This is a genomic window from Pantoea sp. C2G6, assembly GCF_051336815.1.
In the GTDB taxonomy this organism is placed as follows: Bacteria; Pseudomonadota; Gammaproteobacteria; order Enterobacterales; family Enterobacteriaceae; genus Pantoea.
In genome coordinates this window covers 168,522-187,822 of sequence record NZ_JBGMNJ010000009.1, presented here as the reverse complement: position 1 = coordinate 187,822, position 19,301 = coordinate 168,522, and the positions used below count along the sequence as shown (strand labels likewise).

Sequence of the window (19,301 nt, the reverse complement as noted above, 5' to 3'; positions counted from 1 at the left end):
ACCCGGCCGCAGCCGCAGTGCCGGGAGTCGTCGAAAGAGGGCAAATTTAATAATTTCGCGAGGAAAAATAACTGAAGTGAATAGGTTTGCAGCTAACCATAACAAACCTAACCATTTGTGACCAGACTCATCTGCGGTCTGGCCGGGCTTCAGTGGATTTTTTCCGGTTCAAAACGTGATCCGTACATCCAGATCAGCAGATTAAGCAGCGTCAGCAGCACCCCAACCCCACAGACGCCATACCAGCCCGCAAGATGGTAAGCCGTCGCCGAGAGCAGCGATCCGGCTGCGCCGCCGATAAAGTAGCTGGTCATGTAACCGGCGGTCAGGCGATTACGCGCCTCCGGGTGCTGGGCGTAGATCACGCTCTGATTGGTGATGTGCACCGCCTGTACCGCCAGATCCAGCAGCAGGATGCCGACAATCAGTGCAATCAGCTGCCCGGCACCCCAGGCGATAGCGCCCCAGGAGAGCAGCATAATCAGCAGGCCCCAGCGGGTGGTCAGCTTCGCTTTGCCTTTATCCGCCAGCGCGCCCGCCTGACGGGCGGCCAGTGCGCCTGCGGCCCCGATCAGCCCCAGCAAGCCAATCTTCCCTTCAGAGAAGTGGTAAGGCGACCCCGAGAGCAGAAAAGCCATGGAGGTCCAGAGCAGGCTGAAATTGGCAAAGGAGAGGCAGCCGGTCCAGGCGCGGGTGCGGATCACCCGATTGCTGGCATAGAGGCGGAAGATCGAGGCCAGCAGCTGCGGATAGTTCATCGGCAGAGACTGCCTGACGCGCGGCAGCGTCAGCCACAGGGCCAGCGCCATCGCCACCATCAGCAGGCTGGCGGTCCAGTAAACGCTCCGCCAGCCGCCAAGCTGCGCAATGCCACCCGCCGCGGTGCGTGCCAGCAGAATGCCGAGCAGCAGACCGCTCATCACCGTCCCCACGATTTTACCGCGCCGCTCCGGCTCTGCCAGCGTGGCCGCCAGTGGCACCACTATCTGGGCGGCGACCGAGAAAAGGCCGGTCATCACCGTACCCAGCAGTAAAAAGAGAAAAGAGTGCGACAGCGCGATAATGATCATGCCCGCCGCAGCCAGCAGCATCATGGTGACAATCAGGCTGCGCCGCTCAAAACGGTCGCCCAGCGGCACCAGCAGCAGCAGGCCGCAGGCGTAACCGAGCTGCGCCGTGGTGACGATAAACCCGGCAAGACTCACGGAGAGATTGAACTGGTGGGCAATGGTGTTGAGCAGTGGCTGAACGTAGTAGTTACTGGCAACGCAGAGGCCGGTCGCTACCGACATCAGCACCACTAACATCGGCGTCAGACCCTGACGAATCGCATTCATAAACCGCATCGGTCGCTAATAATCATAAGGAGTTAATAATAACTCAAAAAACTATTTCAGACGCATGTTTATTGACAGGCCATACCAGTCGGGCGAGCAGCCATAAAAAAGGGCGGAAGAGCTCCGCCCAGGGTGGGATAGTCACGAGCGGGTTCAGGCTGCGCCCATCGCATTGCGTGTGGGCGGCCGTCTGTAAGCAGACAGCCCGTGATAACGCAGCTACTTCGCCGCGGCCTGCGCCTCGCTCACCCATTTATCAAATTCAGCCTGATGCGCCTTAATCCAGCCATCCACGTGACGGTTAATCGCCTCTTCCGAGTTCTGCCCGGCGTGCATCGCTGAGTTTTCAGCATTGATGTCAGTAATCGGCAGTTTCATCACCGCAAACAGGCGGGCCGCCGCCGGGTTTTTCTCAGCCCAGGCTTTGTTGGCGACGATGTGCATGGTGTTAACCGGGAAGCCGTAGTTCGCGCCATTGGCCAGCTTCGTATCAACCTCTTTCTGCTCGCCTGGCAGCGAAGAGAAGGGCACCTGAAGCCAGACCACATCGCGACCTGGCTTCAGCACATCGCTCAGCCAGTAGGGCGTCCAGGTGTAATAAAGAATTGGTTTACCCTGTTTGTAGCGGGCCAGCGTATCCGCCACCATCGCGGAGTAGTTACCCATGTTGGCGGTAACGGTATCGCTGAGACCAAAGGCGCTGTTCTGATGATTAATCACCGCCTCACAGCCCCAGCCTGGCGTGCAGCCGGTCATATCCGCTTTCCCATCGCCGTTGGCGTCAAACAGGCGGGCGATCTTCGGATCTTTTAGCTGTGCAATATTGGTGATGTGATACTTCTCAGCCGTCTTTTTATCGATCAGATAGCCCTGAGCGGCCCCGGTCACGTAGGTTCCCTCACGGTAGAATTTTTGATCGCCGCCCGCGGCTTTATACATGTCGTCATGCAGAGGCTGCCAGTTCACTGCGGTAAAGGTTGCGTCACCGGAGGCGATAGAGGTGTAGCCGACGTTGTAATCGACTTCACTCGGCTTATTGACCTGATAGCCGAGCTTTTCCAGCGCCCGGCTGACAATCAGCGTCTGGAAGGTCTCTTCAGCGATAGTGCTCTGAACCGGTTGTACGCTAATGCCTTTGCCGGGCAGATCGGCGGCGGAGACGTGTGAAACGGCCAGCGTCGTTAACGCGGCGGCAAGCAGAGGGGCTCTGATAGGCATAGTTATTCCTTATTTTCAGATGTTGTGTCAGCAGCGGGCGGTGCAACGGCACCGCCCGGAGGATTATTTTTTACGGGAAGGGGAGAAGATCAGGCCCAGTGGACCGGTGTGATACCAGTGACGATTACCGCGGCTGCGGCTGTCGCGTCCAAACGATTGGGTCAGGCGGTCAAGGATAATGGCGAGGATCACAATCCCCACGCCGCCTACCGTCGCCAGCCCCATATCGAGACGACCGATACCGCGCAGCACCATCTGACCGAGCCCGCCCACGGCGATCATTGAGGCGATCACCACCATCGACAGCGCCAGCATCAGCGTCTGATTGACACCCGCCATAATGGTGGGCATCGCCAGCGGCAACTGCACTTTAAACAGCAGCTGACGCGGGCTGGCACCAAAAGATTCGCTCGCTTCAATCAGATCGGCGGGCACCTGCTTAATGCCGAGGATCGTCAGGCGTACAATCGGCGGCAGGGCGAAGATAATTGTCACCACCACCCCTGGCACATTCCCGATACCAAACAGCATCACAATCGGCACCAGATAGACAAAGGCGGGCGTGGTCTGCATCGCATCAAGCAGCGGCCGCACGATACGCGCTGCCCGTTCGCTGCGTGCCAGCCAGATCCCCAGCGGCAGACCGATAAGGATGCAGAACATCAGCGCGGTCAGCACCAGCGCCAGCGTAATCATCGCCTGCGACCAGGCACCAATCGCACCAATCACGATCAGCGACACCAGCGTGGCGATGCCCATGGCGGGGGTGGCGATCTGCCAGGCGATCAGCGCAAACACCAGAATCGCCACCGGCGCAGGCATCCCCAGCAGCAGCTGCTGGAAGGCGCTGAGAATATAGTCGACCGGCACCCGGATCCCCTGGAACAGCGGACGGAAGTGGTTGACTACCCAGTCGATGCCGGTGGTTACCCAGTGATCGAGCGGGATCCAGGTTTTATGAAACGGGTCCATGATAGTGAAATGTTCTGGCGCAGGCGCAGGGGCGCTGTTAAGCCAGTCACTGCCGGACGCATCCGGGGTCGCGCTGCCATCTGGCGAGCCCCAGGCATCAGCCCCGCCGCTGCTGGTGGGCGCGGGCTGACTGGCGGCGGCGCTATCCCACGGATTGCTGGTTTCCTGACTCATGACTGGACTCCTTCACGATCTAACGCGCGCAAAAGCGTGCTTTTGGAAATGACACCGACATAGTGATTTTCTTCACTGACCACCGGCACCGCACAGGGCGCCTGGGCGACGTGAGAGAGCAAATCGCTGAGTGAGGTCCCGGCGGGAACGGCAGCCGGTGCGTCGAGCAGGGCGCTGTCGAGACCTTCGCCCGCTGCCAGCGCCGCTTTCAGGGAGTCGGTGGAGACCACGCCGATGAACTTCTGCTTTTCCAGCACGTAGCCGTAATCGCGATCTTCATCCTGGAGCAGCTTAATGGCGGAGCGCGGGCCGAAACCGGCCGCCTTGCGGATTAGCGCACCGGCGCTGCGGCGGGCAATATCTTTGGCGCTGAAAACGTGACTAATATCCACGCCGCGGAAGAAGGTACGCACATAGTCATTGGCCGGATTATTCAGGATCTCATCCGGTGTACCCACCTGTACCACTTCGCCGCCCTGCATAATGGCAATGCGATCGCCAATTCGCATCGCTTCATCCAGATCGTGGGAAATAAAGACGATGGTGCGCTGATGCCGGGCCTGTAAATTGACCAGCTCATCCTGCATTTCGGTACGAATCAGCGGGTCAAGTGCCGAGAAGGCTTCATCCATTAATAAAATATCGGGATTAATCGCCAGGGCACGCGCTAATCCGACGCGCTGACGCATACCGCCGGAAAGTTCATCCGGGTAGGCGTGGGCATAATTCTCCAGTCCGACCTGACGTAACGCCTCAAGGGCTTTTTCCTGTCGCTCTGCCACGGCAATTCCGGCTAATTCCATGCCGAACGCCGTATTATTAAGGACATTCATGTGCGGCATCAAAGCAAATGACTGGAATACCATGCTGATTTTATTTCTGCGGACGTCACGCAGCTCGCTGTCAGATATTTTTGCAATATCGACACCGTCAAGGATCACCTGGCCGCGTGTCGGCTCTATCAGACGATTGAGAAGGCGAACCATGGTCGATTTCCCGGAACCGGATAACCCCATGATGACGAATATCTCGCCTTCTTCAATGGCCAGACTGGCGTTTTTGACCCCAACAGAGAGGCCGGTCTTCTCAAGGATCTGATTTTTATCCGCGCCCTGTTCAATATATTTAAATGCGCGCTCGGGGTTATCCCCAAATATTTTATAGAGGTTTTTTACTTCGAGTTTTATTGCCATGCAGTGATGTAATCCTGGTTGAAATATTGTCTGTCTATCTGCCTGTTCTGCTGAAATTTAATCAGGCCATACCGTAGCACACTGAGAATGTCTGACAACCCTGAAGGCGGATATTCGCGCGGCTGCCGGTCTGCTGAGGCGGTTTATCGTCAAGGCGCACAAGGGATGAGCGCAGATTAATTTTTTCTGATCGCAAGCAGAAATTAGGGCTATTTCACCAGCTTTGCCCTGCTGAAGCCGAAAAAATGGGAGTCAGCAGCGGCAAATAACGACGAAATAAGCGCGCGTGATGGCGTAAAATAATCGTCTGCGTCAGTACTGTTTTCTGGTTAATTATCGTCGCTGCAAGCGCGAGATTAGAACTGATCAGAAACGCCGTTAATTAACCGCTTCCGGCTGTTCAGTCTGGAGGGCAACTGGCGGAGTGTGGCGGCAGAGCAGGCGCGTCAGACGGGGATAAATGGAGAAGGGCGGGCGCTGCATCGCAGCGCCCGCCTGGGATCAGAAGTTCCAGTCTTCGTCTTCCGTTTCCACCGCTTTACCCATCACGTAGGAGGAGCCGGAACCAGAGAAGAAGTCGTGATTTTCGTCGGCGTTGGGCGACAGAGCCGACAGAATCGCCGGATTGACCGCTGTCAGCTCCGCCGGGAACAGCGCCTCATAGCCCAGATTCATCAGCGCCTTGTTGGCGTTGTAGTGCAGAAAGGTTTTTACCTCTTCCACCCAGCCGACATCGGCATAGAGCGCTTCGGTATAGGCCACTTCGTTTTCATACAGCGCCAGCAGCAGATCGTAAGCGAACTGCTGTAACTCGTCGCGACGCCGATCGTCAGCCGCCGCCAGCGCCTGCTGATACTTGTAGCCGATGTAGTAGCCGTGCACCGCCTCATCGCGGATGATCAGGCGAATCAGATCGGCGGTGTTGGTCAGCTTGCCCCGGCTCGACCAGTACATCGGCAGCCAGAAGCCGGAGTAGAACAGGAACGACTCCAGGAAGACGCTGGCGATCTTCTTCTTCAGCGGATCATCGGCGCGGTAGTGCGCCAGAATGATGCGCGCCTTATTTTGCAGCGGCGCGTTCTCTTCGCTCCACTGATAGGCGGCATCCACATCCTGGCTGTTACACAGGGTAGAGAAGATGGAGCTGTAAGAGCGGGCATGCACCGCCTCCATAAAGCTGATATTCGACAGCACCGCCTCTTCATGCGGCGTGATGGCATCCTCCATCAGTCCCGGCGCGCCGATCACGTTCTGGATGGTGTCGAGCAGCGTCAGGCCGGTAAAGACCCGGATGGTGAGCTGCTGCTGCTGTTTATCCAGCGTCTGCCAGGCGGGCAGATCGTTGGAGAGCGGCACTTTCTCCGGCAGCCAGAAGTTGCTGGTCAGACGGTTCCACACCTCCAGATCTTTCTCATCCTGAATGCGGTTCCAGTTAATGGCCTGAATCTGTTTTAGTTGCATAGTTTTCATCACAGGGCGCAGGAGACGCAGCCCTGAACCTCGGTTCCCTGAAGCGCCATCTGGCGCAGACGAATGTAATAGAGCGTTTTGATCCCTTTTTTCCACGCATAAATCTGCGCTTTGTTGATGTCACGGGTGGTGACGTCATCGCGGAAAAACAGCGTCAGCGACAGGCCCTGATCGACGTGCTGCGTGGCTTCGGCGTAGGTATCAATAATCGCTTCCGGCCCAATCTGGTAGGCATCCCGATAGAGATGGAGATTCTCATTGGTCATAAACGGCGCGGGATAGTAGACGCGCCCGGTTTTGCCCTCTTTACGGATCTCAATAGGGGAGACGATCGGGTGAATGCTGGAAGTCGCATGGTTGATATAAGAGATCGAGCCGGTCGGCGGGATCGCCTGGAGGTTCTGATTAAACAAGCCATGCTGCATCACCGCGTCCCGCAGCGCCCGCCAGTCCGCCTGGGTCGGCAGCGTCAGGCCCGCGTCGGCAAACAGCTTCGCTATCCGTTCGGTGCGCGGCTGCCACTCGCGCTGGAGATATTTATCGAAGTAAACCCCGCTGGCGTAGTGGGAGTTCGCAAAGCCGTCGAAGCACTGCTGCCGCTCCTGCGCCAGCTGATTAGAGGTGCGCAGCGCATAGTAGGTGATGCAATAAAAGTAGAGATTGGTGAAATCGAGTGCTTCCGCTGAACCGTAGGCGATGCCTTCCCGCGCCAGGTAGCCGTGCAGATTCATCTGGCCCAGGCCAATCGCGTGTGAGCGACGGTTGCCTTCGGCCACCGAGGGCACCGAGCTGATCTCACTCATCAATGACACCGCCGTCAGAGCGCGCACCGCCATCTCCACGGTGCGCGCCAGATCGCCAGAGTCCATGGCGTGGGCAATATTCAGCGAGCCGAGGTTACAGGAAATATCTTTGCCGACGTGACGATAGCTGAGATCGTCAAAGTAGTGGCTGGCGCTGTTCACCTGCAAAATCTCTGAGCAGAGGTTGCTCATGTTGATGCGACCGGCAATCGGATTACTGCGGTTTACGCTGTCCTCATACATGATGTAGGGGTAGCCCGACTCAAACTGGATTTCGGCCAGCGTCTGGAAAAAGTCGCGCGGCTGAATATAGCTTTTACGGATGCGCTCATCCGCCAGCATCTCCTCATACTTTTCGCTGATGCTAATATCGCCGAAGGCCTGGCCATAGATGCGTTCAACGTCATAGGGCGAGAACAGCGCCATTGGCTGATTCTCTTTCGCCAGCTGGAAGGTAATATCGGGGATCACCACGCCCAGCGACAGCGTCTTGATACGGATCTTCTCATCCGCGTTTTCACGTTTGGTGTCGAGAAAACGCAGAATATCGGGATGATGCGCGTTGAGCCAGACCGCTCCCGCCCCCTGACGCGCACCGAGCTGGTTGGCATAGGAGAAGGCATCTTCCAGCATCTTCATCACCGGGATCACGCCCGACGACTGGTTTTCGATACGTTTGATTGGCGCACCCGACTCACGCAGGTTTGACAGTAAAAACGCCACGCCGCCGCCGCGTTTGGAGAGCTGGAGCGCAGAGTTCACGGCGCGACCAATCGACTCCATATTGTCTTCAATGCGTAACAGGAAGCAGGAGACCAGCTCACCGCGCTGCTGTTTACCGCAGTTGAGGAAGGTAGGGGTGGCGGGCTGGAAGCGTCCGCTGAGGATCTCCTCCAGCAGCGCCCGCGCCAGCGGTTCATCGCCCTGGGCCAGGGTCAGCGCCACCATACAGGCGCGCTGCTCAAAGGTCTCCAGATAGCGTTTGCCATCAAAGGTTTTCAGGGTGTAGCTGGTGTAGTACTTCCAGGCGCCGAGGAAGGTTTTGAACTCAAATCCCCGGTTCTGCGCCACTTCATGCAGCTCAAGCAGAAAATCGAAATTGTACTGATTCAGCACCCCGGCGTCGTAGTAGCCCTCGGCGACCAGATAGCGCAGACGCTCAGCGTTACTGGCAAACGGCACGGTATGCGGTTGCACATGCTGGATAAAGAACTGGCGCGTCGCCTCGCGATCTTTTTCGAACTGGATGCGACCCTCTGCGTCGTAGAGGTTGAGCATGGCGTTGAGCGCGTGATAGTCGAGCGTCACGCCGTTAAGGGTATCTGTTGTTGCCAAAATTGGGTTACTCCCGCTTTTACTTTCGCGACATCGTCAGGGGTGCCCATCAGCTCAAAGCGGTAGAGGCAGGTAACCTGACATTTTTTTGCAATGATGCTGCCGGCCAGACAGTAGCCTTCACCGAAATTACGGTTGCCCGCGGCGATCACGCCCCGGATTCCGCGCCGGTTGGTCTCATCATTAAGAAACTGAATCACCTGTCGGGGCACCGCACCGCGACTGCCGCCGCCGCCATAGCTCGGCACCACCAGAATGTAGGGCTGGTCGATATACAGCGGCTGACGGGCATCGATCGGTATGCGCCGGGCGGGCAGCCCCAGCCGCGTCACAAACCGGTGGGTGTTTTCCGACTGGCTGGAAAAATAGACTAGCGGGAACATCGCTTAGCCCCCGACGGCGGTGAGCGGGCGCAGGGTGGCGATCTTGTCCGGGCGGAAACCGCTCCAGTGATCGTCATCCGCCATCACCACCGGCACCTGGCGATAACCCAGGGATTTCAGGTTGTCGATCGCCTCCGGCTGAGCATCGAGATTAATCAGCTGATAGGCGAGACCCTTGCGGTCCAGCGCATTTTTAGTGGCGGTGCACTGGACACAATTATCTTTAGTGTAAATAATAATGCGCATGATTCGTATTTCCCTCTATAGGCGGTTCTGATGCCTGGAAACGAAGCAGGCGGAGCAGGTTGCAGGCTTCATTGCGCTGGACATCATGTGTGGTGCTGATGAGATAAATACTAGATGTAGTGGTTTTGGGGGTCAAGCCCACCAGATATAGGGCTTTTCGCTTGGTCCCGGCGCAGGCCGGAGAAAGTCAGTGTTTACGCGCTTTCCGCCACGGAAAATTGTTTTGTAAATTTTCAGCACCCGAAAAAGGACAAAAAAAAAGCCCCGCACGGGGCAGGGCTCTGAGGATTTTTTTCGGGGCTTAGCGGCGTGAGGCCAGCAGCACGCCTACAACGATACCGAAAGCGGCACCGATACCAACACCGTGCCATGGCTTATCGTGCACGTAGGTGTCAACCTGCGCACCGGCATCACGGGCAACCTGTGAAACACGGTTGCTGCCGCCGTTCAGTTTAGAGCGGGTCTGCTTCAGCAGCTTCTCAGCCTGGCTGCGGGCGGAATCCACTTCGTCTTTGGCGTCACTGCCATAAGATTTCAACAGCGCTTCCAGTGAATCGGCCAGTTCGTTAACGTCCTGATTAATATCAATGTCATCGTTTTTTACAGTGCGATTAAACATTTTTTAGCTCCCTTTGATTTAAAAACGTAATACTAGTGTAGACGACCTTGAGATAAACGAGACGCGGGAGGGGGCTTTAGGGAAAATTCCGAATGCCCACTCTGTCATGCTGTTGTAAGGTTGCGAAGCTTTTGAAAGAGGAGAGGATCGAGCATGTATTTACGACCAGATGAGGTAGCGCGCGTACTGGAAAAAGCGGGTTTTGAAGTGGATGAGATTACCCCACGGGCTTATGGTTATCGCCGTGGAGAGAACTATGTCTATGTGAATCGCGAAGCGCGCATGGGGCGCATGGCATTAGTGATCCACCCGACACTGAAAGAGAAGAGCCAGCCGTTCGCGGAACCGGCTTCTGAAATGAAGACCTGCGATCACTACACCCAATTCCCTCTCTACCTGGCGGGTGATTCACAGGAACACTACGGCATCCCGCACGGATTCAGTTCCCGCATGGCGCTGGAACGTTATATTCAAAGCGTTTTTGGCTGACGCATCAGGCCCCGCCGCGACGGGGCACTGAACCGCTGTGACCCCCTCCAGACCTTCTGACCGTTGCAATTACCGGCTGTGGCGCGTATAAAACTCTCCACTATAGATGTTTAGACGTCCATACGGATAAAAGTGATGAGCGAACAGCCAACTCCCTCGCAGCAACAATTTAAACGCACCATGAAAGTGCGCCATCTGGTGATGTTATCGCTGGGCGGCGTGATCGGCACCGGCCTGTTTTTTAACACCGGCTATATCATCTCCACCACCGGCGCGGCGGGGACGCTGCTCGCCTACCTGATTGGCGCGCTGGTGGTCTGGCTGGTGATGGTCTGCCTGGGCGAACTGTCAGTGGCGATGCCGGAAACCGGCGCGTTTCACGTCTATGCCGCGCGCTATCTCAGCCCGGCCACCGGCTACACCGTCGCCTGGCTCTACTGGCTGACCTGGACGGTGGCGCTCGGCTCCAGCCTGACGGCGGCCGGCTTCTGTATGCAGTACTGGTTCCCGCAGGTCCCGGTCTGGGTCTGGTGTCTGGTCTTCTGCTGCGCCATCTATCTGCTTAACGTCATCTCCACCCGCTTCTTCGCCGAAGGAGAGTTCTGGTTCTCGCTGATTAAGGTGGTCACCATCATCGCCTTTATCCTGCTTGGGGCCGCCGCGATGTTTGGCTTTATCCCGATGAAAGATGGCACGCCCGCGCCGGGCCTGAGTAATCTCACCGCGCACGGCTGGCTGCCGAACGGGGTATTGCCGATTCTGATGACCATGGTGGCGGTAAACTTCGCCTTCTCCGGCACCGAACTGATCGGTATCGCCGCCGGTGAAACCCAGCAGCCGGAAAAAGTGGTGCCAATGGCGATCCGTACCACGGTGGCACGGCTGATCATCTTCTTTATCGGCACGGTATTTGTGCTGGCGGCGCTGATCCCGATGGATCAGGCCGGAATTGTGAAGAGTCCTTTTGTGCTGGTGTTTGAAAAGATCGGCGTGCCCTGGGCGGCGGACATCATCAACTTTGTGATCCTCACCGCTATCCTCTCTGCGGCCAACTCCGGTCTCTATGCCTCAGGACGTATGCTCTGGTCGCTGGCCAATGAGAATACGCTGCCGCGCGCCTTTGCCAGAGTAAACAAACGCGGCGTGCCGCTGCTGGCGATCACCGTCAGTATGATCGGCGGTCTGCTGGCGCTGATCTCCAGCGTGGTCGCGCCCGACACGGTGTTTGTCGCGCTGTCGGCGATCTCCGGCTTTGCGGTGGTGGCGGTCTGGCTCAGCATCTGCGCTTCCCATTTTGTTTTCCGTCGCCGCCATGTGCAGCAGGGGAAATCGCTGGCCGATCTCGCCTATCGTGCGCCGCTCTATCCGCTGACGCCGGTGCTCGGCTTTCTGCTCTGCCTGCTGGCCTGTGTCGGACTGGCATTCGATCCGACCCAGCGTATCGCCCTGTGGTGTGGCATCCCGTTTGTGCTGTTCTGCTATGCCGCTTACCATCTGACTCATAAATCATCCCCGAAGCCTGAGGAGGCCAACGATGTCGCATAACCCTGTGGCGCAGGCGCTGTCTGAATCCCCGCTGCTGATTCTGGACGGCGCACTGGCGACCGAACTGGAAGCGCGCGGCTGTCATCTGGCCGATGCGTTATGGTCAGCCAAAGTGCTGATGGAAAATCCTGAGCTGATCTATCAGGTGCATTACGACTATTTTGTCGCTGGCGCACGCTGCGCCATTACCGCCAGCTACCAGGCGACGCCGCAGGGCTTCGCCACGCGCGGTCTGAGTGAGGCGGAGTCGCTGGCGCTGATCGCGCAGAGCGTCGCGCTGGCCAGCCGCGCACGGCATGATTATCTGGCGGTGCGGCCCGACGCGAAAACGCTGCTGGTGGCGGGCTCGGTCGGTCCGTATGGCGCTTTTCTGGCGGATGGATCGGAATATCGCGGTGACTATGCGCTGCCGGAAGCGGAGATGATGGCGTTTCACCGCCCGCGGGTGCAGGCTTTGCTGGCGGCGGGAGCCGATCTGCTGGCCTGCGAAACCCTGCCATCGTTTGCCGAAGCGCAGGCGCTGGTGAAGCTGCTGGCTGAGTTTCCTGAAGGCCGCGCCTGGTTCACCTTTACCCTGCGTGACGCCGGGCACATCAGCGACGGCACGCCGCTGTCAGAAGTAGTGAGCTGGCTGAATCAGCAGCCGCAGGTGGTGGCGCTCGGCATCAACTGCGTGGCGCTTGAAAGCGTGACGCCCGCGCTGCAACAGTTGCAGAAGCTGACCGATAAGCCGCTGGTGGTCTATCCCAACTCAGGCGAGCAGTATGACGCTGGCAGCAAAACCTGGCACTCTGCGCCCTCGGGCTGCACGCTGCATGATAAGCTGGATGAGTGGCAGCAGGCGGGCGCGAAGCTGATTGGCGGCTGCTGCCGCACCTCACCCAACGACATCGCGGCCATCGCCCGCGCTTGTCAACCGCAATAAGCTGGCTGAATCGGGCGATGATAGCCCGATTGCCATATCAGTGGCGGTCTACACTGTGATCACTGATCACCTTGTGGACCCCTTCATGAAACAGCGAATTCTGGCTCTGGCCGCCGCGCTGCTGCTTAGCGGCTGCGCCACCATTGTCGGCAATGAAACCCAACTGGTACGCATCGACTCCCTGCCGCAGGGGGCGCGCTTTACCGTGCAGGATGAGCGCGGATTCGCCGTGGCGCAGGGTTTCACTCCGCAGACCGTTGAACTGGCGAAATCGACCGGGCGCTACTTCGGCAAAAAGCACTACCTGCTGATGCTGGAAAGTCCGGGCTATGTGCCGGTGACGGTGCCAATCGAAGCGCGCGCCAACCTCTGGTATCTGCTGGGTAACATTCCGCTGGGCGGATTCCCCGGCTGGCTGCTGGTCGATCCTTTCTATGGCGGCATGTACGACCTCAAACCGGAACACCCGCAGCCCTATATGAACCCGGTTGGCGCGCGCGGCTGATTACTGCGCGGTCGGCTTCACCATGCCGCCTGGCGTTTTATGGCGTTCCAGATACTGGTGCTGGAAAATGCACATGCGGATGGTGTTGCGGTACTCGCCGTTGATGAAAAACTCATGCTTCAGCACCCCTTCGATCTCGAAGCCGAGTTTGGTGTAGATGTGGATCGCTTTTTCATTCTCCTGATCGACAATCAGGTAGAGCTTATAGAGATTCAGCACCGAGAAGCCGTAATCCATCGCCAGTTTCGCCGCCTGAGTGGCAAGCCCTTTGCCCTGATGGGCCGGATCGATAATGATCTGAAACTCGGCGCGGCGGTGGACGTGGTTAATTTCAACCAGTTCCACCAGTCCCGCTTTCTGCCCGTTATGCTCCACCACAAAGCGCCGCTCAGTCTGATCGTGAATGTGCTTGTTGTAGAGGTCGGACAGCTCGACAAATGCCTCATAAGGCTCTTCGAACCAGTAACGCATCACGCTGGCGTTGTTATCCAGCTGATGGACAAAGTGCAGATCCTCCCGTTCCAGTGGTCGCAGTTTTACCGTCATGATCTTCTCCTTGTTTAAAAACGGCTGAAAATTGCCGTGAGTATACCGCACTCGTCTGCCGCTGCGCTGCCCGCGGTCACAGGATGGCGTGCAGCCGGCGCGTTTGTCGCTGGCGGAGAAGGGGAGAGTGTGGGGAGGGGAGATGAGTGCCGGACGGCTTGCAGGGGCCGTCCGGCAGCGATCAGGCGCCGATCTGTTCGATGATGCGGCCCTGCGCCATGCGCACCGCCCGATCGCACATGTGATCGATAACGTCGGGATCGTGGCTGACCAGCACCATCGTCAGGCCATCCTGCTGTTTCAGATCGTTGAGCAGATTGAGGATCTCCGCCTGCACTGACATATCCAGCGCCGAGGTTGGCTCATCCAGCAGCAGGATCTTCGGCTGCAACAGCAGAGCGCGCACAATGGCGACGCGCTGGCGCTGACCGCCGGAGAGCTGATGCGGATAGCGATCGGCTAAGGCGGGGTCCAGCCCGACATGCCGGAAACCCTGGTCGATGCGGTCATCGATATTGTCACGTTTCAGCAGCTTCAGCGGCTCCGCCAGGGTACGGCGCAGCCGGTGACGCGGATGCAGCGAGGCGTAAGGGTCCTGGAACACCATCTGCACTTCCTGACGCAGTGCGCCGGTAAAGGCTTTGCCTGGCTGAACCTCGTGATCGGCCAGCTGCATCTGGCCCTGCCAGTGTGGATTCAGACCGGCCAGCACCCACAGCAGCGACGACTTGCCGCAGCCGGATGGACCGACCAGACCAAAGCACTCACCGGCGTTGACGGTCAGATTCACCTCATGCACCACGGTGCGCAGCTCATAGCCCTGTTTGTGGGCGACGCTGAGATTCTGTAACTCAATCATTATTCGCCTCCAGCGCGGCGCGATCCAGCACCGGTAATCTCTCTCCGTGGGTCGCTTTGCCCGGACGACAGGCCCACAGCGTGCGGGTGTAGGGGTGGGTCGCGCGCGGCAGATCGGCTGCGGGCAGCGTATCCAGCAAGCGGCCTTTGTACATCACCATCACCCGTTCACAATGCTCCGACACCTGCTGTAAGTCGTGGCTGATCAGCAGCAGGCCCATATTGCGCGCCTCCACCAGCCCTCGGATCAGCGCCAGCACCTGATCGCGCATCGCATGATCCAGCGCGGAGGTCGGCTCATCGGCAATCAGAAAGTCAGGATCGGTGATCAGGGCGATCGCCAGCATCACGCGCTGGCCCATGCCGCCAGAGAGCTGATGCGGATACTGTTTTATCAGCCGGTGCGGATCGGGCAGGCCGACCGCGTCCAGCATCTCGCACACTTTCTCTTTGCGCTCGGCACGCCCCAGACGGCGATGCAGGATCAGCGGCTCCTCTACCTGCCAGCCAATGGTGCGCGTCGGGTTCAGGGCATATTTCGGGTCCTGCATCACCATCGCCACGCGGTTGCCGCGCAGCTGATTCCAGTGCCGCTCACTCAGGGTCAGCGCATCTTCACCGGCCACCTGGAGCTGGCTGGCCTGTAAGTGCAGCGCGGGCGAGAGGAGTCCCATCAGGCTGCGGGCGGTCAGGGACTTGCCGGAACCGGACTCACCGACCAGCGCCACGCGCTCACGGCCAATCGAAAAGCTGATGTTATCGACCAGCAGCGCATCGTCGCTACGAATGGTCAGCCCCTCGGCACAGAGCAGATTATTTTGCATGACGGGTATCCAGTCGGTCGCGCAGGCCATCGCCTGTCAGGTTAAAGGCCAGGCTGGCAAACAGAATCGCAGCGCCTGGGGCGGCGGCAACCCACCACTGGTCGAAGATCACTTTACTGCCTTCGGCGACCATTGAACCCCACTCTGCCGTCGGCGGCTGAACGCCCATTCCGAGGAAACCGAGACCGGCGGCGGCCAGGATAATCCCGCCGAGGCTCAGCGCGGCGCGCACCACCGCGGTAGGCAGACAGAGCGGCAGAATATGGCCAAACATCAGGCGGAAGCCGGTAATACCCTGCATCCGCGCGGCGGCAAGATAGTCACTGCGGCGCAGCGCCAGAGTTTCGGCGCGCGCCTGGCGGGCAAACGGCGGCCAGCTGGTCAGTGCCAGCGCCAGCGCACCGTTCATCAGGCCAGGGCCGAGGATCGCCACCAGCGCCAGCGCAATCACCAGGTTGGGCAGCGACAGGAAGATGTCAGTAATGCGCATCAGCACTTTTTCCGTCCAGCCGCCGACGTAACCGGCGGTAATGCCAATCAGCAGGCCAGCCGGAATGGTCAGCACCAGGATCAGCGACACCAGCAGCAGGGTCGGACGGGCACCGTAAATCACCCGCGACAGCAGATCGCGGCCAAAGCCGTCGGTGCCGAACCAGTGCTGTGCCGAAGGGGCCAGCAGCCGGCTCGATATAGTCTGCACATTCGGGTCGAACGGCGCGATTAGCGGTGCCAGCAGCGCCATCAGGATCAGGATCGCCACCAGCGTCAGCCCAACGGTTAACGACGTCACACGTTGACGGCGACGGCGGGGTCGCAGCGTTTCAATTTCAGAGAGTTGTTGCGTCATCGGGTTCTCGGATCGGTTAACCAGGTTAAAACATCCGCCAGGGTGTTGATCAAAATAAAGCAGCCGCCGATCAACAGGGTGGAGCCCAGGATCGCCGGCACATCGCCGGAGAAGAGCGCATTGGTCATGTAGCGACCCACGCCCGGCCAGGCAAAGACGGTTTCGGTCAGCACCGAGCCTTCCAGCAGCGTGGCGTAGGAGAGAGCGATCACCGTCACCAGCGTGCCCAGCACGTTAGGGAAGATGTGGCGCAGCAGGATGCGCACCCGGCCCGCGCCTTTGGCCCGCGCCAGCACCACATACTCTTTGCTGCTCTCTTCCAGCAGCGCCGCACGCAGCAGGCGGGTGATGCCCGCCATCGCCAGCAGACCGAGGATCACCACCGGAAGCCAGAGGTGCGCAATCGCGTTACGGAACATCTCCGGGTCACCTGACAGCCAGCTGTCGATCAGCACAAAGCCGGTCTTTGGCTCCAGGGTATAGACCCAGATGTCATCCAGCCGTCCCGGTCCGGCGGACCAGTGCAGCACCGCATAGAACAGCAGCAGACCGAGCAGCCCGAGCCAGAACACCGGCACCGAATAGCCGAGCAGCGAGATAAAGCGGGCGAGGTTATCGACCCAACTGCCCGGTTTCCAGGCCGCCAGCAGCGCCAGGCTGACGCCGAACACCACCGCGAAGATCATCGCGCAGCTCGCCAGCTCGATGGTGGCGGGAAAGGTGGTCATCAGGTCGCCGCTGACCGGCTGATTAGTCAGCCGCGAGACGCCGAGATCGCCCTGTGCCAGATGCTGCACATAGCGTCCGAACTGGATCAGCACCGGCTGATCGAGACCGAGATCGTGCCGCACCTGCGCATAGGTCGCTTCACTGGCGTGATCGCCAGCGATCTGCTGTACCGGATCGATCGGCGAGAGATGCGACAGCATAAAGGTGAAAGCGAGCAGGCCCAGCAGCGTGACCAGCAGCGAGAGCACGCTGCCGATCAGACGCCCGCCACGCTGCCAAAAAAGCCGGGCGAACCCGGCTGAAGGAACAGACTGCGCCATTACTTAGTGACCTGCGAGTAATAGACCATATCCGGGTTAATGCCCTGCACATAGCCTTTCAGATTGTCGCGCAGGGCGATCAGATTCTTCGCCTGCATCCCAATCACATAAGGTGAACTCTTCATCACTTCCCGCTGCATCGCCTGGTAGAGCGCGACACGTTTTTGCGGATCGCTCTCGGCCGTGGCCGCAATCACCTGCTTGTTCAGCTCGGGAATGTGCCAGTCGGAACGGTAAGCGATGGTTTTACTGCCATCTTCCGGGTTATAGGCAAAGGAGGCGGCGTTGGTGTTAGGGTCAAAGTAGTCTGAACCCCAGGCGTTGAGCGTCGCTTCATACTTGTGCGCTTTTACATTGGTGGAGACTTCGGAACTCAGACCCGGCACCACTTCCACTTTCACGCCCGCTTTAGCGAAGCTGCCCTGCAACGCCTGCGCAATATCCAGATAAGGCGGCTGGTTGCTGGTAGAGAGTTTGAAGCTGACGTTGGTCAGCCCCGCTTTTTGCAGAATCGCTTTGGCTTTTTCGGGATCGTAGCTGTAAGGCGTGTCGTTGAGCGCGCCGAGGAAACCTTTCGGCAGGAAAGATTGATGCACGTCGAACTGGCCTTTCAGCAATTCGTTGGCGATACCTTTGTAATCCCACAGGTAGCGCGCCGCTTCCCAGAACGCCGGATTTTTCAGCGTCTCGTTAGCACCGATGTTGAACTGGATGTAGTAGAGCGACGCCATTGGGATCGCTTCCGTCTTCACTCCCGGCTTACCTTTCAGCGCCGCAATCTGATCGGCACCCAGGTTACGGGCAATATCGGCGTCACCCTGTTCCAGCAGCAGACGACGCGCCGCCGGCTCCGGGACGTTTTTGATCAGGATGTTTTTCATCTTTGGCGCACCCGCCGGTGAGGTCGGGTTGGCGCTGAGCAGCACCACCTGATGCATCACCACTTTGCGGATCTGGTAAGGACCGCTGCCCGCGGAGTGGGTCGCCAGCCAGCCATTGCCGAAGTCACCGTTCTTCGCGTTTGCCATCGCGGTTTTTTCATCGACGATTGACGAAACCGGCGCAGAGAGCAGGCTCAGCACATAGGTCGGGCTGACGTTGGCGGTCCAGCTGATCTGCACATGATTGTCATCGACCTTCTTCAGGAAGCCATCGACGTTATCTTTGGTCCAGCCGAGCTGCGTCAGAATAAAGGAGGGATCGAGGTTCAGTTTGACCACGCGGCCCAGCGAGAAGATCACATCTTCCGGGCGCACAGGATTGCCGGTGGAGAACTTCGCCCCTTTGCGCAGCTCAAAGGTCAGGCTGCGGTTATCGCTGCCGGGCTGCCATGAGGTCGCCAGCGTCGGCTTCAGGTCCACCGGGTTCTGCGGGTCAGACTGCACCAGGCGCTGATAGATGTTAGTAAAGGCCTGCACGCTGGTCAGTTCAAAGCCTTTGGCCGGGTCAAAGCTGTCTGCGTCGTCAGTCGATTGAGCAATCACCAGCGTATCTTTCGGTGTTGCGGCCTGGGCTGTAAAGGAGGCAGCCAGCGTCAGCGCCAGCAGTGATGGAATTATAGTTTTCATGAAATTTCCTTGCCTTAGAAAGTTACGCGAGTTTACGAAAGGGCTGATGCGAAGAATAGTCGAATATGGGCTAATCATATGTCAAAAAGTTATAACGGTGAGGTTGTGGTTATAAGAGTGTAGCCGTGCGGTGAACGCCGCAGCCACCTGAGCAGAAACAAAAGCTCAACGAAACGCTTATTCACGCCGCTATCGCTTTACCGCCTCTTTTCTTTCTTTATAATAGCGGCAAATTACTTCAGGAGAATTCAGTTGGACAGTCACCCGAAATTTACTTTTATTCTGGCAAGCTGAATTTTCTTCGCTGCTTGCCAACCGGCGGGCAGCAATCCTCTCTTTAAATAACGATTGCGCTCCTTGTTGATCACCCTTATATCCAGGGGAGTGTACGTTAT

Annotated in this window: 19 protein-coding genes; 4 read left to right on the top strand and 15 right to left on the bottom strand. The window is 58.3% G+C overall.

All coding sequences use genetic code 11. The features are described 5' to 3' along the window. Window positions 1-149: 149 nt before the first annotated feature. The 9 genes from ACCW71_RS13955 to ACCW71_RS13915 form a co-directional block, all read right to left on the bottom strand. Complete coding sequence (locus ACCW71_RS13955; RefSeq protein WP_436372272.1) at window positions 150-1,337, bottom strand: MFS transporter; 1,188 nt, start codon at window positions 1,335-1,337, stop codon at window positions 150-152. A gap of 219 nt (window positions 1,338-1,556) precedes the next feature. Next, window positions 1,557-2,555 (bottom strand): glycine betaine/L-proline ABC transporter substrate-binding protein ProX, encoded by a 999-nt coding sequence (gene proX / locus ACCW71_RS13950; RefSeq protein ID WP_436372271.1) that lies wholly within the window; start codon window positions 2,553-2,555, stop codon window positions 1,557-1,559. 63 nt (window positions 2,556-2,618) lie between these two features. Further along, complete coding sequence (gene proW / locus ACCW71_RS13945; protein ID WP_436372269.1) at window positions 2,619-3,701, bottom strand: glycine betaine/L-proline ABC transporter permease ProW; 1,083 nt, start codon at window positions 3,699-3,701, stop codon at window positions 2,619-2,621. Then, complete coding sequence (gene proV / locus ACCW71_RS13940; RefSeq protein WP_436372267.1) at window positions 3,698-4,894, bottom strand: glycine betaine/L-proline ABC transporter ATP-binding protein ProV; 1,197 nt, start codon at window positions 4,892-4,894, stop codon at window positions 3,698-3,700. The genes proW and proV overlap by 4 nt, the downstream gene beginning before the upstream one ends. Window positions 4,895-5,395: 501 nt before the next feature. Further along, window positions 5,396-6,355 (bottom strand): class 1b ribonucleoside-diphosphate reductase subunit beta, encoded by a 960-nt coding sequence (gene nrdF / locus ACCW71_RS13935; RefSeq protein WP_436372265.1) that lies wholly within the window; start codon window positions 6,353-6,355, stop codon window positions 5,396-5,398. Between the two features lie 8 nt (window positions 6,356-6,363). Next, window positions 6,364-8,502, bottom strand: coding sequence for a class 1b ribonucleoside-diphosphate reductase subunit alpha (gene nrdE, locus ACCW71_RS13930; protein WP_436372263.1), 2,139 nt, complete (start codon window positions 8,500-8,502; stop codon window positions 6,364-6,366). Further along, a complete protein-coding gene (nrdI, locus tag ACCW71_RS13925; protein WP_436372261.1) occupies window positions 8,472-8,885 on the bottom strand; it encodes a class Ib ribonucleoside-diphosphate reductase assembly flavoprotein NrdI in 414 nt (137 codons plus the stop codon). Before nrdI ends, nrdE begins: the two co-directional genes overlap by 31 nt. A 3-nt stretch (window positions 8,886-8,888) precedes the next feature. Beyond that, complete coding sequence (nrdH, locus tag ACCW71_RS13920; protein WP_436372259.1) at window positions 8,889-9,131, bottom strand: glutaredoxin-like protein NrdH; 243 nt, start codon at window positions 9,129-9,131, stop codon at window positions 8,889-8,891. Window positions 9,132-9,432: 301 nt separating this feature from the next. Continuing rightward, complete coding sequence (locus ACCW71_RS13915) at window positions 9,433-9,750, bottom strand: DUF883 family protein (protein ID WP_279768678.1); 318 nt, start codon at window positions 9,748-9,750, stop codon at window positions 9,433-9,435. Window positions 9,751-9,903: 153 nt separating this feature from the next. On the opposite strand from ACCW71_RS13915, the gene ACCW71_RS13910 reads away from it, so the two are divergent. The 4 genes from ACCW71_RS13910 (at window position 9,904) to ACCW71_RS13895 (ending at window position 13,214) form a co-directional block, all read left to right on the top strand. Further along, window positions 9,904-10,239, top strand: a complete 336-nt coding sequence (locus ACCW71_RS13910; RefSeq protein ID WP_003850360.1) for a DUF2002 family protein — start codon at window positions 9,904-9,906, stop codon at window positions 10,237-10,239. Window positions 10,240-10,374: 135 nt separating this feature from the next. Continuing rightward, entirely contained in the window at window positions 10,375-11,784 is a 1,410-nt protein-coding gene (gene mmuP / locus ACCW71_RS13905) for an S-methylmethionine permease (protein ID WP_436372256.1), read from the top strand. After that, entirely contained in the window at window positions 11,774-12,709 is a 936-nt protein-coding gene (gene mmuM / locus ACCW71_RS13900; protein ID WP_436372254.1) for a homocysteine S-methyltransferase, read from the top strand. The genes mmuP and mmuM overlap by 11 nt, the downstream gene beginning before the upstream one ends. An 85-nt stretch (window positions 12,710-12,794) precedes the next feature. After that, the gene (locus tag ACCW71_RS13895; protein WP_436372252.1) at window positions 12,795-13,214 is read left to right on the top strand and encodes a hypothetical protein; all 420 of its coding nucleotides are present in this window, start codon (window positions 12,795-12,797) and stop codon (window positions 13,212-13,214) included. On the opposite strand, the gene speG is transcribed toward ACCW71_RS13895, so the two are convergent. The 6 genes from speG to ACCW71_RS13865 form a co-directional block, all read right to left on the bottom strand. Further along, window positions 13,215-13,760: a spermidine N1-acetyltransferase gene (gene speG / locus ACCW71_RS13890; protein WP_060680779.1), complete on the bottom strand. Its 546-nt coding sequence runs from the start codon at window positions 13,758-13,760 to the stop codon at window positions 13,215-13,217. It lies immediately after the preceding gene. A gap of 181 nt (window positions 13,761-13,941) precedes the next feature. Next, window positions 13,942-14,619, bottom strand: coding sequence for an ABC transporter ATP-binding protein (locus ACCW71_RS13885; RefSeq protein ID WP_436372250.1), 678 nt, complete (start codon window positions 14,617-14,619; stop codon window positions 13,942-13,944). Further along, entirely contained in the window at window positions 14,612-15,442 is an 831-nt protein-coding gene (locus ACCW71_RS13880) for an ABC transporter ATP-binding protein (protein WP_436372248.1), read from the bottom strand. Before ACCW71_RS13880 ends, ACCW71_RS13885 begins: the two co-directional genes overlap by 8 nt. Beyond that, window positions 15,432-16,289: an ABC transporter permease gene (locus tag ACCW71_RS13875; protein ID WP_436372246.1), complete on the bottom strand. Its 858-nt coding sequence runs from the start codon at window positions 16,287-16,289 to the stop codon at window positions 15,432-15,434. The genes ACCW71_RS13880 and ACCW71_RS13875 overlap by 11 nt, the downstream gene beginning before the upstream one ends. After that, on the bottom strand, window positions 16,286-17,338 hold the full coding sequence (locus ACCW71_RS13870; RefSeq protein ID WP_436372244.1) for an ABC transporter permease: 1,053 nt from the start codon (window positions 17,336-17,338) through the stop codon (window positions 16,286-16,288). The genes ACCW71_RS13875 and ACCW71_RS13870 overlap by 4 nt, the downstream gene beginning before the upstream one ends. After that, a complete protein-coding gene (locus ACCW71_RS13865) occupies window positions 17,338-18,906 on the bottom strand; it encodes an ABC transporter substrate-binding protein (RefSeq protein WP_436372242.1) in 1,569 nt (522 codons plus the stop codon). The genes ACCW71_RS13870 and ACCW71_RS13865 overlap by 1 nt, the downstream gene beginning before the upstream one ends. Window positions 18,907-19,301 lie beyond the last annotated feature (395 nt).

What these genes read in the sequence shown, in the direction of transcription:
- ACCW71_RS13915 (WP_279768678.1), bottom strand. Translation starts at nt 9,750, where the DNA reads ATGTTTAATCGCACTGTAAAAAACGATGACATTGATATTAATCAGGAC.
- ACCW71_RS13910 (WP_003850360.1), top strand. Translation starts at nt 9,904, where the DNA reads ATGTATTTACGACCAGATGAGGTAGCGCGCGTACTGGAAAAAGCGGGT.
- ACCW71_RS13880 (WP_436372248.1), bottom strand. Translation starts at nt 15,442, where the DNA reads ATGCAAAATAATCTGCTCTGTGCCGAGGGGCTGACCATTCGTAGCGAC.
- proW (WP_436372269.1), bottom strand. Translation starts at nt 3,701, where the DNA reads ATGAGTCAGGAAACCAGCAATCCGTGGGATAGCGCCGCCGCCAGTCAG.
- mmuM (WP_436372254.1), top strand. Translation starts at nt 11,774, where the DNA reads ATGTCGCATAACCCTGTGGCGCAGGCGCTGTCTGAATCCCCGCTGCTG.
- nrdF (WP_436372265.1), bottom strand. Translation starts at nt 6,355, where the DNA reads ATGCAACTAAAACAGATTCAGGCCATTAACTGGAACCGCATTCAGGAT.
- ACCW71_RS13895 (WP_436372252.1), top strand. Translation starts at nt 12,795, where the DNA reads ATGAAACAGCGAATTCTGGCTCTGGCCGCCGCGCTGCTGCTTAGCGGC.
- ACCW71_RS13955 (WP_436372272.1), bottom strand. Translation starts at nt 1,337, where the DNA reads ATGAATGCGATTCGTCAGGGTCTGACGCCGATGTTAGTGGTGCTGATG.
- proX (WP_436372271.1), bottom strand. Translation starts at nt 2,555, where the DNA reads ATGCCTATCAGAGCCCCTCTGCTTGCCGCCGCGTTAACGACGCTGGCC.
- nrdI (WP_436372261.1), bottom strand. Translation starts at nt 8,885, where the DNA reads ATGTTCCCGCTAGTCTATTTTTCCAGCCAGTCGGAAAACACCCACCGG.
- ACCW71_RS13865 (WP_436372242.1), bottom strand. Translation starts at nt 18,906, where the DNA reads ATGAAAACTATAATTCCATCACTGCTGGCGCTGACGCTGGCTGCCTCC.
- ACCW71_RS13870 (WP_436372244.1), bottom strand. Translation starts at nt 17,338, where the DNA reads ATGGCGCAGTCTGTTCCTTCAGCCGGGTTCGCCCGGCTTTTTTGGCAG.
- proV (WP_436372267.1), bottom strand. Translation starts at nt 4,894, where the DNA reads ATGGCAATAAAACTCGAAGTAAAAAACCTCTATAAAATATTTGGGGAT.
- speG (WP_060680779.1), bottom strand. Translation starts at nt 13,760, where the DNA reads ATGACGGTAAAACTGCGACCACTGGAACGGGAGGATCTGCACTTTGTC.
- mmuP (WP_436372256.1), top strand. Translation starts at nt 10,375, where the DNA reads ATGAGCGAACAGCCAACTCCCTCGCAGCAACAATTTAAACGCACCATG.
- ACCW71_RS13885 (WP_436372250.1), bottom strand. Translation starts at nt 14,619, where the DNA reads ATGATTGAGTTACAGAATCTCAGCGTCGCCCACAAACAGGGCTATGAG.
- nrdH (WP_436372259.1), bottom strand. Translation starts at nt 9,131, where the DNA reads ATGCGCATTATTATTTACACTAAAGATAATTGTGTCCAGTGCACCGCC.
- ACCW71_RS13875 (WP_436372246.1), bottom strand. Translation starts at nt 16,289, where the DNA reads ATGACGCAACAACTCTCTGAAATTGAAACGCTGCGACCCCGCCGTCGC.